Source organism: Simplicispira metamorpha (assembly GCF_004341365.1).
Lineage (GTDB): Bacteria > Pseudomonadota > Gammaproteobacteria > Burkholderiales > Burkholderiaceae_C > Simplicispira > Simplicispira metamorpha.
In genome coordinates, this window is record NZ_SLXH01000005.1 from 106008 (window position 1) to 121539 (window position 15532).

Sequence of the window (15532 nt, forward strand, 5' to 3'; positions counted from 1 at the left end):
ATGTCCCACCGCGACGTTTTTGTTGTCAGCACCGCCCGCACCGCCATCGGCACCTTTGGCGGCGCCCTGAAAGACGTGCCCAACACCCAACTGGCCACCACCGCCGTGAAGGCCGCCATTGCGCGCAGCGGCCTCGCGCCCGACGCCGTGGGCCATGTGGTGATGGGCAACGTCATCCCCACCGACACCAAAGACGCCTACCTGGCGCGCGTGGCCGCCATCGACGCCGGTTGCCCTATTGAGACGCCCGCCTTCAACGTCAACCGCCTGTGCGGCTCGGGCTTGCAGGCCATCATCAGCGCCGCGCAGGCCATTGGCTACGGCGACTGCGACGTGGCCGTGGGCGGCGGCAGCGAGAGCATGAGCCGCGGCCCCTACTTCGACCAGGCCGCCCGCTGGGGCGCGCGCATGGGCGACGCCAAAAGCATCGACTACATGCTGGGCATCCTGCACGACCCCTGGCAAAAAATGCACATGGGCATCACCGCCGAGAACGTGGCCGCGCGCTACGGCATCACGCGCGAGATGCAAGACCAGCTGGCCCTGCAAAGCCAGCAGCGCGCCGCTGCTGCCATTGCAGCGGGCCACTTCAAAGCGCAGATCGTTCCGGTAGAAATCGCCACGCGCAAAGGCACCGTGCTGTTCCAGGAAGATGAACACGTGCGCGCCAGCACCACGCTGGAGGCGCTGGCAGGCATGAAGCCCGCCTTCCAAAAGGACAACGGCACCGTGACGGCGGGCAACGCCTCGGGCATCAACGACGGCGCCAGCGCCGTGGTGCTGGTGGCGGGCGACCGCATCGGCGCGCTGGGCGTCAAGCCGCTGGCGCGCCTGGTGGGCTACGCCCACGCCGGCGTGGAGCCGGGCTACATGGGCATCGGCCCCGTGCCCGCCACGCAAAAGGTGCTGGCGCGCACGGGCCTGACGGTGGCCGACCTGGACGTGATCGAGTCCAACGAAGCCTTTGCCGCCCAGGCCTGCGCCGTCATCCAGGAGCTGGGCTTTGACCCCGCCCGCGTCAACCCCAACGGCTCGGGCATCTCGCTGGGCCACCCGGTGGGCGCCACCGGCGCCATCATCACCACCAAAGCCATTGCCGAACTGCACCGCACCGGGGGCCGCTACGCGCTGGTGACCATGTGCATTGGCGGCGGCCAGGGCATTGCGGCCATCTTCGAACGGGTTTGAGTCTTTTTTTGCCGCTAGCGCTTATCTGGCAAGCGCTGGCAGCTCTCATCTTCATAGCACCATGCTGACCAACCACTTCCTGAGCGCCGACGAGCGCGCCGAACTCGACCTGTTCCGCCAATCGCTGGAGCGCTTTTGCGACGCCGAGATCGAGCCCCACTACCGCGACTGGGAGCGCGCCGGGCAGGTGCCGCGCGCCCTGTTCACGCAGATGGGTGCGCAAGGCTACCTGTGCGCCGACGTGCCCGAGCCCTACGGCGGCGCGGGCGCCAGCGTGCATTTTTCGTTTGCCGTAACCGAAGTGCTGGCGCGCCGGGGCTACGGCGGCCTGGTGGGCGGCGTGCAAGTACACAACGACGTCATCCCGCCCTACCTGCTGCACTGCGGCACCGAGGCGCAGCGCGCCCACTGGCTTCCGCGCATGGCCCGGGGCGAGGCCATTGCCGCCATCGGCATGACCGAGCCCGGCGCGGGCAGCGACCTCAAGGCGCTGCGCACCACGGCGCGCAAAGACGGCGACCACTACGTCATCAACGGCAGCAAAATTTTCATCAGCAACGGCCAGAACTGCCACCTGATCGTGCTGGCCGCCAAAACCGACCCCAGCGCGGGCGCCAAGGGCGTGAGCCTGTTTTTGGTGGACACCAGCACGCCCGGCTTCTCGCGCGGGCGCAACCTGGACAAAGTGGGCCAGCACGCGGGCGACACCTCCGAGCTGTTCTTTGAAGATATGCGCGTGCCGCTGGACGCCCTGCTGGGCGGCGTGGAAGGCCAGGGCTTTGCGCAGATGATGCGCGAGCTGCCGCGCGAGCGCCTCATCATCGGCGTGCAGGCCGTACACGGCGCCCAGGGCGCACTCGACGTAACGCAGCGCTACGTGCAAGAGCGCCAAGCCTTTGGCCAGGCCATTGGCCAGTTCCAGAACACGCGCTTTACGCTGGCCGCCTGCGCCACCGACATCGCCGCCGCCCAGGCGTTTTTGAACGCCAGCGTGGACGCCTACCAGCGCGGCGACCTCAGCCCCGAAGCCGCCTCGGCCCTGAAGCTGCACACCAGCGAACTCATGGGCCGCGTGGCCGACCAGTGCCTGCAACTGTTTGGCGGCTACGGCTACATGGCCGAATACCCCATCGCCCGCTTCTGGACAGACGCGCGCGTGCTGCGCATCTACGGCGGCACCTCCGAGATCATGAAAGAGCTGGTGGCGCGAGGGTTGTTGGGGCGGTAAAGCCGATATACGGCTGTTCTGCGCAAAGCAGCCTAATCCGGTAAAGCCGCCATCGAGCGGAGCACTTGCCGGGTGATGATTTGGCGCTTGGCCACATCACCCATGCGATGGGGTGTGTCGATATTCATGGCGAAAAATACCGCGCCGTTGGGATGTTCGACCCAGCCAATCCACCAGCCAATGCTGCCTGTCCAGCCCGTTTTGGCTCGCAGAATCCAATGGCTGCCGGCTTCGTTGACCATCAGGTCTTTCACCAAACGTTGGTGCGCCAGCTCGAACGGCAACGCATTGCGATACAGCTTCTGCAAAAACTCCAGCTGCTCCAGCGCGGAAATCGCCAAGTCGCCTTCTACCCAAAAAGGTGCTGCGCCAGTGGTGGCCGCATTGCCATAGCCAATTTGCTGCATCCATTGATGTTCTTGGTGCTGACCCATGGTTTGGGCAAACCGCTCAAACACCCAAACCGTCGAGTTGCGCATCGCAGAGCGCAAATCCTGGTCTTGATTCCACGCCGGATTGCCGCGCTGCTTTTGGTCCCAAGCGATCACGTCAAATTCATCTTTGACCACCTTGGCCTGCAATGCAAACAAGCTGTGGGGAACTTTGAAAGTAGAGGCAGGAGAAAAGCGCTGCTTGGCGCGCTCGGTGGCATGCACCCACAACTTCTCAGTGCCGTTACGCGCGTCCAGAACCGCAATGGTTCCTACAGCGGGGGCGCCCTCAAAAAAATGGGCCCACTCTTGCTGCTCTATAGCCTGGGGCATGGCCATCGCGGCGCAGCTCCAAACGAGTGACAACAAGGCAAAAATTTTTCGGGTTTTTTTCATCGAAAGATTTTATGGACTGGCTGCTTTTCCGCTGGAAGCGGCACAACCCGCCGAAGCGGACACCCTGCTGTTTGCCGCAGGTGGGGAGTGAAAACCATCCACGGTTTTTAAGAGGTTTTTTGCACTCCAGCCCAATCAGCATAAGCGCGAGCAGCTCACATTTTTGAATGCTGGAGTGCAACGTGGCCGACCAGTGCCTGCAACTGTTTGGCGGCTACGGCTACATGGCCGAATACCCCATCGCCCGCTTCTGGACAGACGCGCGCGTGCTGCGCATCTACGGCGGCACCTCCGAGATCATGAAAGAGCTGGTGGCGCGGGGGTTGTTGGGGCGGTAAGGCGGGGCGCTGGGGGGGCAGTCAGGTTTTTACCGTCGACCACTCTGCTGCTTGTTTGGGGAATTTCTTGATGAGCCATTGCAAAACTGCCAACTGGTCTTGCGATGTACCCCGGCGCACCTGAATGAGCAATTTTTGCAAGTCTGGCCGGGTGAGTGTGGCATTGGATGCCCCCTCATTGCACACAGAGCAGATGGCACGAAGATTGGCTGGATCATCCGTCCCACCCATGCTTTTATCGATGACATGTCCCAGATGCAATCTGGTTTTTCGGGTGACATCGTAGGGATGGGCCTCACCTGCGACAGCACCGCACATTTGGCAGGTGAACCCATTTCGATCCAGTACAAATGCCCGGGTTTCCTTGGAAATGGCGCGCTCAAACGCAGGCTGAGGTTTTGGCGTTTCCAGAAGATATTGCCCTGGCTTCAACTCGCTCCTGTCATTGTGCGTGAGTATTTGATAACCCTCTTCAGTACGCAATTCCCGAACACGGCGAGCCCACTCTGATTGATTTTCAGCGACAACGCGCAACTCATCTGAGTCCATTACTCTGCCAATATTTTCGAGAAAATGGGCTCTTAATTTACCGCGAGCCCCACCTCGCGCTTTTTTCTCTGTTGCCATGGTCAAGCCCGTTTGAGTCGTTTTTTTGCTTCTGCATTCAATGCAGCATGAATTTTTTGGCCAACAGCGCAGGCTACTGGAGGCGGAAAAGCATTGCCAATTTGACGGTATGCAGATGTTTTTTTTCCACTGAATTGCCAGCTATCAGGAAACCCCTGAATACGGGCAGCCATTCTGACGGTGAGGCGGGGCATGCCCACAAATTCTTTTGTAGGTGGCGCATCAGCGATGCCCATGCCATCTACACCAATAGATGCCCATGCCTTTTTGGCTCTAGTTGGCCCAAGATCAGGGCCACCATGCTTTTTGCTCCCACCTACCAAAGTGGGGGCAATATCACACGCACGATCACGCCATTGCTCGGCACCATGCCAGCCGTCTGCGTGCATGAGGTCAAACAGGCAATCACCGACTGTCAAAGGTGTTTTTTCATGGGGTGTCGGCCAATTGAAAAAATCAGTGGCCCCTTTTTTAAGCGCAACAAATACCACTCTTGGCCTGAGTTGTGAAACGCCGAAATCACTGGCATTTAAAAGACGCCATTCGGCAAAATACCCCATCTTCTTAAGATCAGCCACCAGTTTGGTTCTGTATTCATCAAAAATACTGTCCAATATTCCTCTCACATTCTCAAACATGACTGCCTGAGGCCTGCATTCAGCCACTAAACGAAGTGCCTCAGGAAATAAATCCCTTTCGTCCTCATTACCAAGCTGCTTGCCAGCACGAGAAAATGGAGGACATGGAACTCCTCCAGCAAGCAAATCAATTCCTCGCCATTTTTCAGCAGAGTAGTGGCGCAAGTCTCCTTCGACAACATTCCAATGAGGGCGATTCACCCGCAGGGTTTGACAAGCTGGGGCTTCAATTTCGACAAGGCTGAGATGGTCAAATCCAGCCAACTCAAGCCCTAAGGCCTGACCTCCGGCGCCAGCGCAAATTTCTATAGAACTGAGTGACATGGGATTGGTTTTTTGAGGGTTCAATGAATGAGGGCGCGCAGCCCGCGCTTATTTGTAAAACGCCTCGACCTGGCCCTTCAGCGTGATCAGCAGGGGGCGGCCTTTGCGGTCCAGGGTTTTGCCGGCGGGCACCTTCACCCAGCCTTCGCTGACGCAGTATTCCTCCACATCAAAGCGCTCTTTGCCGTTGAACACGATGCCGATGTCGTGCTGGAACACGGCGGCGATGTGGTGCGGGCTGCGCGGGTCAATGCTCAGGCGGTCGGGCAGGGCGGGGGCTTGGGTGGCGGCGGTGGTATCGGTCACGGGTTAACGCTTTCTGGGTGAATGCACAAAGCCCCGGATTTTCCCGGATTTGGCTGCACCCACGCTTGGCCCGGTGCGGGTGCAGCCAGCGCTTTGTAGCGCTGCGCTTTAAAACGGCGCCGAGTCGGGGTCGGTATCGGGCGGTGCGGTGGCCGGGCCGGTCACGGTGCCAGCGCTGCTGGCACGGGTGGGCTGGGCGGTGGCGGGCGAAGAATCAGATGCAGGCGCAGCGCCCATGCCGCGCTCACTCTCGCCGCCCAGGGCCTCGATCAGGTCGGGAATCAGGCTGCGCAGCTCGCCCGTGGCAATGGCCACATCGGCATCAAAGCCGCTGTCGTCCTGGCTTTTGCCTTCCATCACGGCGTCCAGAAACGCCAGCTTTCTGATTTGCAATCCCTCACTGAGGATGAACGACACGCGGCCATCCCAGGTCATCGCCAGTTTGGTGGGCAGCTTGCCAGCGGCAATGTGCGCCTGCACTTCTTCGATGTCCAGCGGGTGGCGGGCGTAGCGCACCACGGCTTTTTCTTCATCGGCGCTTTTGAGCTCGCACTCGCGGTCGATGCTGAAGCCGGCGGGCGGCTCTTGCGTGGCCAGCCAGTGGGCCATGGCGGCGGCGGGCGAGGTCTGCGTGTCCAGCAGCGACACCGACAGCCCCGGCAGCGCCTCGACCAGCGCGCTCACCACCTCGTCGGCGCGGCCCTGGGATGAGGTGCCCAGCACCAAAAAGCGCGCCTCGCGGTCAATCCACACCCACATCGCACCCTGCTTGGTGAAGGCCATGGGCAGCAGGTCGAGCTTGGCTTCTTCCTTCAGCTCTTTGCTTTCTTTTTTGCCGGGCTTGCGGCCCGTTTCCTGCTCGATGCGGGCGGCTTTCTCGGCCACACGGCGCGCCAGCACGGAGCCGGGCAGCACCTTGGACTCGACCATGAAGCGCAGCACCCACTGGCCGCCGACGGATTCGGCCAGCGGGCCGTGGGCCTCGCCGCGCGGCGGCACCCAGCCCCAGGCGCGCTCTTGCGTGGCGCCGCACTCCATGAACGGCGCCTTGGCCAGCACGGCTTCGACTTGCTCCAGACCGATCTGCCACTGCGGCGCGATGCGGTACACGATCATGTTCTTGAACATAGACACCTTTTCTTCTGACGGAGGGGCAAAAACACCCCAAGGCGGCCATTGTCGGGGCTGGCCCCATGGCGCGTGGCCCGTCTGGCCGCCGGAAAATGAATGAATTTGATAGCTGCTCGCGCTTATCCAGCAAGGGTTTGAGGCACTTTTTGTTCTCAATATGGCCCAGCCCTGGCCAGCGCGAGAGGGGGCAACTTTACACAGCCTCATCACGGCGGTCATGGCGGCGATACACGCGCGCGGCACACTGTCTGTCACCGCTGGTGCAATGGCGCTGGCGTCCACACTTTCCTGAAAGGATTTCTCCATGGCCTTTTTTGCCCACCGCCTTGCTGCTGCTGCGGCTGCCGCCGCACTGAGCGTTTTGACCCTGCCCGCACTGGCCCAGCCAGCGGCCAGCGCACCCACCGCCGCCAGCCCGGGCGCAGCCACTGCCCCAGCGCCCGGCTACGCCATGCACCACGGCCAGCACATGCGCCACGCCCCCGATATGGCCCGGATGCAAGAGCGCCGCGCCCAGCACCTGGCCGCCTTCAAAGACAAGCTGCAAATCACCGCTGCACAAGAAGGCGCCTGGAACACCTTCACCGAGGCCATGCAGCCAGGCCGGCGCCACGCCCGCCTGGACGCCCAGGACATGGCCCAGCTGACCACGCCCGAGCGCATCGACCGCATGCGTGCCCTGCGCGCCCAGCGCAACGCCGAGGCCGACCGCCGTGGCGACGCCACCAAGGCGCTGTACGCCGCGCTCACGCCCGCCCAGCAAAAAACCTTTGACGAACACGCCCACCGCATGCAGCGCCAGCACGGCGCACGCGCTGGCCATGGCGAGCACCATGGGCACCACCACGGCCAGCACCACGGTGGTGGCACAGGCGATGGGCCGCGCAGCGAGCGCCCCGAGCCAGGCCGCGCCGCCCCCTGAACGCCAGCCTGCGGGCACGGCGGCGGGGCACGCCACTACACTGAATCCTTTCAGACCAAGAGGGATTTCGCCATGGCCGCCACCTTGTTCAGCCCCCTGCCCGCCCCCCGCGCCCTGGCGTGCAGCATCGTCCTGGCGCTGGCCGCGCTGCCTGCCCTGGCGCAAAGCACCGCGCCAGCACAGGCCACGCGCAGCCTGTACCTGCAAGTGGCACGCGCCAGCGAGCACACCCAAACCTACACCGTGGGGCTGACCCAGCCCTGGGCCACCTGGCAGAGCACGCTGTGGGGTGCGCCGCTGCGCGGGCACTGGGATCTGCACCTGAGCCAGTGGGCCAGCGACCACCCCGGGGGCAGGCAGCACACCACGGTGCTGGGCATCACGCCCACGCTGCGCCTGTGGCCGGGCGGCCTGGGCGCAGCCTGGTTTGTCGAAGGCGGCATAGGTGCCGTGCTGGCCAACCGGCGCTACAGCACGCCCAGCAAAACCTTCAGCACCCGTTTCAACTTTGCCTCGCACCTGGGCGTGGGCGTGCGCCTGGGGGCGCAGCAGCAGCACGAATGGCTGCTGCGCGTGCAGCATGTCTCCAACGCGGGCCTGAAAAAACCCAACCCGGGCGAGAACTTCCTGCAACTGCGCTACGCACTGCATTTCTGAAGCGCCCAGGGCAGGCCGCTACCGCCAGCGCATGGCCGCCGCGAGGGCAAACACCGAATTGGGCACCCCTTCGGGTGGCAGCTGGCGCTTGGGCTGGACGGGGTAGTGCTTGGGCGCGGGCACCGGTACGGGTTTTTTCTGGGGCACATACCCGGTCGCCAGATGCTGCTCGACCAGCTCGGCCAGCGGCACCGAGCTCAGGTGCTCCAGCAGCGTCTGGTTGAATGCCAGCCACAGCTCGTGGGTCATGGCGCCCTGGTGAACGCTCATGGCATCGCTGGTGGCGGCGGGTTCTCTGGTTTTGCGCTCTTCAGCCGCCAGGGCAATGTCTGCGGTGGTGATGTCCGCCGCGCTTTTGGCCAGTGCGTAGCCGCCGCCAGGCCCCCGGGTGCTCACCACCAGGCCCGCCCGGCGCAGGGCGCTGAACAATATCTCCAGATACGACAATGAAATGCCGTGGCGCTCGCTGATGGCAGACAGAGCCACCGGCCCGTCGCCACAGTGCAGTGCCACGTCCACCATTGCCGTCAGGGCAAATCTGCTTCGTGTCGTCAAGCGCATGGGGTACTCCTAAAAATCCGACAACGCCAAGTGCGTTGCCAATGGTTGCCACTGAACGATGCCCTCATCGGTGCATCCTTTTTCCATCACCCGCAATACCCTGGACATGCCCACGGCCAGTGCCCAGTCTTGCGCCTCCAGTACCGTGACCTGGTGCGGTGCGCCCGGGTTGACGGGCTTGACCTCCACATCAAAGGTCTGGTCGGCCTTGTCCGTAGCCACCTTGACCACAGCGCCGCGCAACGGAATGTCAAACGGCGGGCGCGGCCCGGCCTTGCCGTCAAAGTCAATGCGCAGCACACAGCCGGGCCGCATGGCGTAGCTCCATTTGCGCTCGGGATGGGCATCGTTGCCCAGGGCATTGAGCTGCGCCAGGCGCTGGTCTTGCGTCAGGTAAAGCGGGTCTACGGCCGCAACGTCCTGGGTGGGGTAGCCCTCCATGCAGGCCGTCGTGGCGCCCAACGCCAGCAGGGCAAACACGAGGCGCCAGCGCGGCAGGGGTGGGGCCTGGCCAGCGCCGGGCCGGGGGGCAAAGCGCGCCAGCCGGTTGCGGCGAACAAGGGCAGACAGTAAGGTGGTGTCCATGGTTTGGAATTGGCAGGTGTTTTGGTACAGACAGCACCCTGCGGATTCGGGCGTGCATGCGTACACGACCACCCCCATCCGAGGGAAGAAAAACGCACCGCCCGGCGCATCCGAAGCGGTGTCTGGGCCCAGTCACCCAGCGCCTTGGGCACCAACGTGCCAGCGCCAGTCGATCAGGCCGCGAAGCCTGCCGTTTCAGGGGGTTTGTGCGGGGGATCGGTGATGGCGGACAGCGCCGTGTTCACGCGCCGGGGCACGGCGGCGACGGGGTTGGCGGTGTCGGTGCTGGCGCCTGCGCATGGCTCCAGCTGGTCGGGGAGATCGTCCTTGTTGTCCATCAAGGCGTGATCGTCTGCATCCGAGAAAGCGCCCGGCACTTCAGGGCTGTGCTGCGTGCCCTGCACAGCCACCTCCTGCCCCTGTGTGACAGGGAGCGGGGGATTCACGCCTGCGGCGGACAACCCCACGCACAGGAGAAAGTGAAGAATCAAAACCGCAATGAAGCGCCGTAGCATGGTGGCGCAATTATAGGGATGGCCTTCCAGGCCCCGTGCCCGGGCGCGTTTTGGCACGGCCCTGCTGCACTTTTCCCTCTTTCCCATTTGTTCTTGGCACGGCCCGCGCCGCAGTGCAGCCCGGCCTGGACGGCTCCCCTCCCCCCACATACATACCTTGCTCCCGCGCAACCAGCGGGCTCCCGGCGGCACAACGTGCCCGCCGAAGTTTGTCCAGGACAAAACCAGCCTGTGGATAACCCTGTGGTCAAAAACAGGACAACCAGGCAGTTATCCACAGAAAAATGCCACGGCACGCAGTTATCCCCGTTGCGCAGCGCCAGCAACAGGGCTTGGCACACAGGGTTTGGCGCGCGCTAACTGTTTGGCAGCATTCAGGAAAGAATAGTTATCCACAGGATAGGCCAATCCTTACTATTACTACTATTGAATTAGATTGGTTTAGCAGAACAAGTCTGATTTTTTCCGGCGTGCGATGTTCCCCGTTCAACTTCGCGCGGCGCGGGGGGGACCTGACAAGAGTTATCCACAGGCCTTTCAGAAAAATGGGCTTTGCGGCGCAAAAAATCGGTTTTTTGCTCTTTTTTTGAGAGCTATTAGCGCTTTACTGGCGGGGTTTTCAGGCTGTTGACCTGTTTTTTTTCGGCGCCCGGCGCGCACAAGGACAACCCTGGGGAAAAAACCCGCACAACCCAAGACTTATCCACAGAAAAATGACCCGGCCCCAAGTTGTCCCCGTTGCGGTGACAGCAGGCGCGGGGGGCAGCGCACAGACATGTCCGAAACACAAGTCCTTGTTTGACAAAGGAAAAGTGAAGTTATCCACAGAAAAGGCAAAACCTTACTACTACCACTATGTATTCATAGAAGTTATAGATAACAACATCCCATCGCGCCCATGCCAGACACCAGCGCAGCGCCCGCGCGCGTTGCGAGCTTGCTTTTTGCTATTACTTTGATAGCTACTTGCGCTGATTACGCAAGGCTTAGAGCCTGATTTGGCTTGTATTCACGCACGGCATGCGCACACGGCCTGGGTGTGCAGTGGCTGTGGACAACAGGCGTGCGCAGGCCGCACAGGCGGGCGCTGCACGGCAAACGGGTCGGGGTGGAGGGGGTGGGGCCTGCTCAGCGCACAGGACGGCGCAGCAGGGGCTCCAGCAGGTGCTGTGGCAGGGGTTTGCTGAACAGGTAGCCCTGGAAGGCGGGGCAGCCGGCGTGCAGCAGCGCATCGCGCTGTTCGGTGGTTTCCACGCCTTCGGCGATCACGGTCAGGCCCAGGCTGCGACTCAGGCCGATGATGGTGTTGACGATGGCGGCGTCATTGGGGTCGGTGAGCAGGTCGCGCACAAAGCTCTGGTCGATCTTGAGCTGGTGCAGCGGCATGAGCTTGAGGTAGCTCAGCGAGGAGTAGCCGGTGCCAAAGTCGTCCAGCGAAAAGCCCACGCCCAGCGCGCCCAGCGCGGTCATGGTGGCAATGGTGGTTTCCATGTCTTCCACCAGCAGGCTTTCGGTCAGCTCCAGCTTGAGCAGGTGCGCCGGGGCGCCGGTGATTTGCAGCACATGGGCCACGTCATCGACGAAGCCAGCGTGGCGGAACTGGCGCGAGCTGACGTTGACGGCCATGCTCAGGCCCTGCAGCGCGGGGTCGCTGCGCCACTGTGCCAGCACCTGGCAGGCGGTGTGCAGCACCCAGCGGCCCAGGGTCAGCACCAGCCCGGTTTCTTCGGCCAGGGGGATGAAATGGACGGGCGTGACCAGGCCGCGCTCGGGGTGCAGCCAGCGCACCAGGGCTTCCACCCCGATGTACTGGCCCAGGCGATCGACCTGGGGCTGGTAGTACAGCAGGAACTGGTCTTGCGCCAGCGCCTGGCGCAGGTCGGACTCCAGGGCCGCGCGCGCCGTGACCACGGCCTGCATGTGCGGGTCAAAAAACCGCAGGGTGTTGCGCCCTGCCGTCTTGGCCTGGTACATGGCCAGATCGGCCTGGCGCAGCAAGTCGCCCACGCTGGTGGTGCCTTCGCAGCAGAACGGGGCAATGCCGATGCTGGGGGTGCTTCGGTACTGGTAGCCCGCCAGCGCATAGGGCGCGGCCAGGGTGGTGAGGATTTTCTCGCCCACGCTGCGTGCGGTCAGGGCCAGCGCCTCGGGCTCGGGGCTGAGCCCTTCGAGCATCACCACGAACTCGTCGCCGCCCAGGCGTGCCACGGTGTCGGCGCCGCGCACACAGGTGTTCAGGCGCTGGGCCACCTGTTGCAGCAGCAAGTCACCCTTGTCGTGGCCCAGCGTGTCGTTGAGGGTTTTGAAGTTGTCCAGATCAATGAACAGCAGCGCCCCGCCTTCGTGGTTGCGCTGCGCGGTGGCCAGCGCCTGGTGCATGCGCTCCATCAGCAGCGTGCGGTTGGGCAGCCCGGTGAGGGAGTCAAAAAAGGCCAGGCGCTGGATTTCGCGCTCGGTGGCCTTGCGCTGGCGGATGTCGGTGTGGATGGCCAGGATGGACTCGGGCTGGCCGTCTTCGCTGCGCACCAGTGTCCAGCGCCCTTCCAGGTCGATGGCCTGGCCATCGCGGTGGTGCTGCACCAGTTCGCCCGTCCATTCGCCCTGGGTCAGCACGGTGTCGGTGGCGCGCTGAAAATGCGTCACCTGCTGGCGCAGGAGTTCGGGCATGGACTGGCCCAGCGCCTGGACGCGCGCCCAGCCGTACAGGCGCTCGGCACCCTGGTTCCAGAAGGTGATGCGGTGATCGAGGTCGCGCACCACGATGGCGTCCTGCGCCTTGTCCAGCAGTGAGGCCTGGTGGCGGATGCGGGCGTCCGAGAGCTGGCGGTCGATTTCGGTGGAGGCGCGGGCGGCAAAAATTTGCAGCGTGGACATGACGAACTCGGGGCTCTGCAAGGGCTGGCGAAACAGCACAAACACCATGCCCAGTGGCTGGCCCTGGGTGTCGCTGAGCTGCAAGCCGGCATAGGCCTGTGCGTTCAGCATTTTGACCAGGGCGGCCTGCGGGTAGCGCTGCACTGCGCTGTGTCGCACCACATGCTGGCGCTGGGTGAGCAGCACCAGGCTGGGCGTGCCCCCCAGGCTGTATTCGTCGTTGGGCAGCAGGTGCCCGTCTTGCACCACGGCCAGGGTGGTGATGCGCGGCACCTGGCCGCTTTTGCGCGGCAGCAGGCGGGCCACACAGCCGAGCTGGGCGCCCAGCACCTCGGCCATGTTGCGCGCCAGCTGGATAAAAAACTCGGTGCCCGTGGTGGCCGAGACGGCAGCGGCCACTTTGAGCACCGACGCTTGCAGGCGCTGCTGTTCTTTGCGCGCGCGCAGGCTGGTGATGCCAAAAGCCAGGTCGTTGGCCAGTCGTTGCAGCAGCCGCGCCTCTTCGGGGCTGATGTGCAGCACCTCGGGGGCATACAGGTACAGCAGCCCGAAGGTGCGCTCGTCCTGGCGCAGCGGCAGGCTGATGACGCCATGAAAACCGTGCGCCAGCATGCGATCGCGCAGGTCAGCATAGGCGGGCTCGCTGCGCACATCCTGCACGATCACGGGCTGGCCGGTGCGCACCGTGGCACCCGAGGGGCCTTGGCCGCGCGGGTCGGTGGCCGACCACGACAGGTTCAGGGTTTCCAGGTAGCCATCGTTGGCGCCGGCGTGGGCCACGGGCTCGATGGTTTTTTGCGCATCGTCGTGGGCAAAGCCCACCCAGCCCAGGCGGTAGCCGCCAATGTCCACGGCAATGCGGCACACGTCTTGCAGCAGGGTTTGTTCGGAGGTGGCGCGCACCATGGCCTCGTTGCAGGCGCCCAGCAGTTGCTGGGCGCGGCCCATGCGGGCCAGTTCGCGCTGGGCGCGCAGGCGCTCGGTGATATCGGTGGCCATGATCTGGCGCGCTGGCTGGCCATTGAAGGTGGTGCCGCGCGACCAGATCTCGACCTCCAGCACGGCGCCGCTTTGGTGCAGGTGGCGGTGCTGCAAGGCGTCGCAGCCGCCATCGAGGGGGATGGCCATGACCTCGGCGCGCAGCTGCGCGCGCTCTTGCGGCAGCCACAAATCGGTCATGGACATGGCCAGCAGCTGCGCTTCGGTGTAGCCGTACAGCGCCACCGTGGCCTGGTTGACGGCCAGGATGCGCAGGCTGTCGTCAAAGGCGTACACCCACATGGGTTGGGGGTGGGCATCAAACAGCAGCCGGTATTGCTGCTCGGAAGCGCCCAGGCGCGCGGCCACCTGGCGCAGGTGCAGCAAAGCGCCCAGGGATTCCGAGAGGATTTGCAAATGCGCGGCATGCCGTGCGCTGAACGCACCGGGCTGGGCGCTGGTGGCTTGCAGGGCACCGGCCACGCGGGCGTTGATGCGCAGCGGCGTGGCCAGCACAGCGCGCACCTGCGGCGGGTAGGCGGGCAGGCTGCCATCCAGTTCCTGCGGGGGGGCCTGGGTGTCGTTGCACTGCACCGTCTGGCCCGCTTGCAGTGCGCTCCACAGCGGGCTGTGCGCCAGGAGCGGCACAGACGGCGTGCTGCCTTCTTCGCACAGCCCCGGCCCGGCGCAGGCACGGGCCACGCCATTGAGTTCGACCACAGCGTCCGTGGCGCCGGTGATGCGCAGCACCGCCTGCGCCACCAGCTCCAGCAGCGCGCTTTGGCGCAGCTCCAGCGAGGACATTTTTTGCTGCACCTGCACCAGCTCGGCCTGCACCTGCGCCTCGTCCAGCGCGGCCAGGTGGGCGTGTTTGTCGGCGCTGATGTCTTTCATGCCGCCCACCATGCGCAGTGCCCGGCCCTGGGCATCGCGCAGGACAAAGCCCCGGTCGAGCACCCAGATGCTGCGGCCATCGTCGCGCAGCATGCGGTACTCGGCCTGCCAGGCGTTGTGGTCGTGGTCGGCGGAGGGGGCGCCGGGCTGGTCTTGGGTGGCTGCGCGCAGTGCCTGCACCACGCGCTGGCGGTCAGCCGGGTGTACGCGCTGGGCCCAGGCTTCGTTGTTGGGCATGGGCTGGTCGGGGGCCATGCCCCACAGCGCCCTGAACGAGCCGCTCCACCAGATGTTGCCGCTGCGCACGTCCCAGTCCCACACCGTATCGGCGGTGGCGTCAGCCACCAGGTGAAAGCGCTCTTCGCTCAGGCGCAGCGCCTCGTGCTGGCGGCGCAGTTGCAGTTGCGCCATGGCCTGGCTGGCCAGGCTTTGCAGGGCGCTGCGCTGGGCGACGTCCAGGGTGCGTGGCTGGGTGTCCATCACCACCAGCGTGCCCAGGGCAAAACCGTCGGGGGTGACCAGCGGCGCGCAGGCATAAAAACGGATGTGCGGTGGCCCCAGCACCAGCGGGTTGTCTTTGAAGAGCGGGTGCTGGCGCGCATCGGGCACCTCGACCACCTCGCGCCGGCCATCGAGCCAGTGCGTGCAAAAGGCCACGGCGCGGTCGGTCTGGGGCATGGCCACGCCCACTGCCGCCTTGAACCACTGGCGCCGGGCATCGACGAAGTTGACCAGCGCCATCGGCACGGCGCACACCTGCGCAGCCAGACGGGCCAGCTGGTCAAAGGCCTCTTCGGGCGCGGTGTCCATGATGGCGTGCGACTGCAGCACAGCCAGGCGCTGGGCTTCGGCGTTACCGGGCTGCACGGGTGCGGTCATGGGCCTGCTCTGTGCCACAGCGGACAGGCGCTGATTCGGTAGGAAAGAAACCAGAACGCT

13 protein-coding genes and 1 pseudogene are annotated in these 15532 nt (G+C 64.2%); 5 read left to right on the forward strand and 9 right to left on the reverse strand.

Annotated features, from left to right (window positions below; translation table 11 throughout):
* Together EV674_RS04265 and EV674_RS04270 are read left to right on the forward strand one after the other, a co-directional pair.
* On the forward strand, positions 1–1188 hold the full coding sequence (locus EV674_RS04265) for an acetyl-CoA C-acyltransferase family protein (RefSeq protein ID WP_119012151.1): 1188 nt from the start codon (positions 1–3) through the stop codon (positions 1186–1188).
* Positions 1189–1249: 61 nt separating this feature from the next.
* Positions 1250–2416 carry an acyl-CoA dehydrogenase family protein gene (locus EV674_RS04270; RefSeq protein WP_119012152.1) on the forward strand — a complete coding sequence of 389 codons (1167 nt, stop codon included), beginning with the start codon at positions 1250–1252 and terminating at the stop codon, positions 2414–2416.
* Between the two features lie 32 nt (positions 2417–2448).
* Here the strand turns inward: EV674_RS04270 and EV674_RS04275 are convergent, their stop codons facing one another.
* A complete protein-coding gene (locus EV674_RS04275) occupies positions 2449–3243 on the reverse strand; it encodes a penicillin-binding transpeptidase domain-containing protein (RefSeq protein ID WP_119012153.1) in 795 nt (264 codons plus the stop codon).
* Between the two features lie 176 nt (positions 3244–3419).
* Here EV674_RS04275 and EV674_RS04280 point away from each other — a divergent pair.
* Positions 3420–3581 (forward strand): annotated as a pseudogene (locus tag EV674_RS04280) (acyl-CoA dehydrogenase family protein); the annotation flags it as partial.
* 21 nt (positions 3582–3602) lie between these two features.
* Here EV674_RS04280 and EV674_RS04285 read toward each other — a convergent pair.
* The 4 genes from EV674_RS04285 to EV674_RS04300 form a co-directional block, all read right to left on the reverse strand.
* The gene (locus EV674_RS04285) at positions 3603–4208 is read right to left on the reverse strand and encodes an HNH endonuclease (protein ID WP_206613228.1); all 606 of its coding nucleotides are present in this window, start codon (positions 4206–4208) and stop codon (positions 3603–3605) included.
* A gap of 2 nt (positions 4209–4210) precedes the next feature.
* Entirely contained in the window at positions 4211–5170 is a 960-nt protein-coding gene (locus EV674_RS04290; protein ID WP_119012156.1) for a DNA cytosine methyltransferase, read from the reverse strand.
* A gap of 48 nt (positions 5171–5218) precedes the next feature.
* Positions 5219–5476, reverse strand: coding sequence for a DUF3297 family protein (locus tag EV674_RS04295; protein WP_119012157.1), 258 nt, complete (start codon positions 5474–5476; stop codon positions 5219–5221).
* 108 nt (positions 5477–5584) lie between these two features.
* On the reverse strand, positions 5585–6604 hold the full coding sequence (locus EV674_RS04300; protein ID WP_119012158.1) for a recombination-associated protein RdgC: 1020 nt from the start codon (positions 6602–6604) through the stop codon (positions 5585–5587).
* Positions 6605–6911: 307 nt separating this feature from the next.
* On the opposite strand from EV674_RS04300, the gene EV674_RS04305 reads away from it, so the two are divergent.
* Entirely contained in the window at positions 6912–7529 is a 618-nt protein-coding gene (locus EV674_RS04305) for a Spy/CpxP family protein refolding chaperone (protein ID WP_119012159.1), read from the forward strand.
* Between the two features lie 72 nt (positions 7530–7601).
* Positions 7602–8186, forward strand: coding sequence for an acyloxyacyl hydrolase (locus EV674_RS04310; RefSeq protein WP_119012160.1), 585 nt, complete (start codon positions 7602–7604; stop codon positions 8184–8186).
* Between the two features lie 18 nt (positions 8187–8204).
* Here the strand turns inward: EV674_RS04310 and EV674_RS04315 are convergent, their stop codons facing one another.
* From EV674_RS04315 to EV674_RS04330, 4 genes are all read right to left on the reverse strand, one after another.
* Complete coding sequence (locus EV674_RS04315) at positions 8205–8747, reverse strand: Rrf2 family transcriptional regulator (protein WP_119012161.1); 543 nt, start codon at positions 8745–8747, stop codon at positions 8205–8207.
* A gap of 9 nt (positions 8748–8756) precedes the next feature.
* Complete coding sequence (locus EV674_RS04320) at positions 8757–9332, reverse strand: hypothetical protein (protein ID WP_132750363.1); 576 nt, start codon at positions 9330–9332, stop codon at positions 8757–8759.
* Between the two features lie 173 nt (positions 9333–9505).
* Complete coding sequence (locus EV674_RS04325; protein WP_132750364.1) at positions 9506–9778, reverse strand: hypothetical protein; 273 nt, start codon at positions 9776–9778, stop codon at positions 9506–9508.
* A 1197-nt stretch (positions 9779–10975) separates the two neighbouring features.
* Positions 10976–15472, reverse strand: coding sequence for an EAL domain-containing protein (locus tag EV674_RS04330; protein ID WP_119012164.1), 4497 nt, complete (start codon positions 15470–15472; stop codon positions 10976–10978).
* Between the last annotated feature and the right edge of the window lie 60 nt (positions 15473–15532).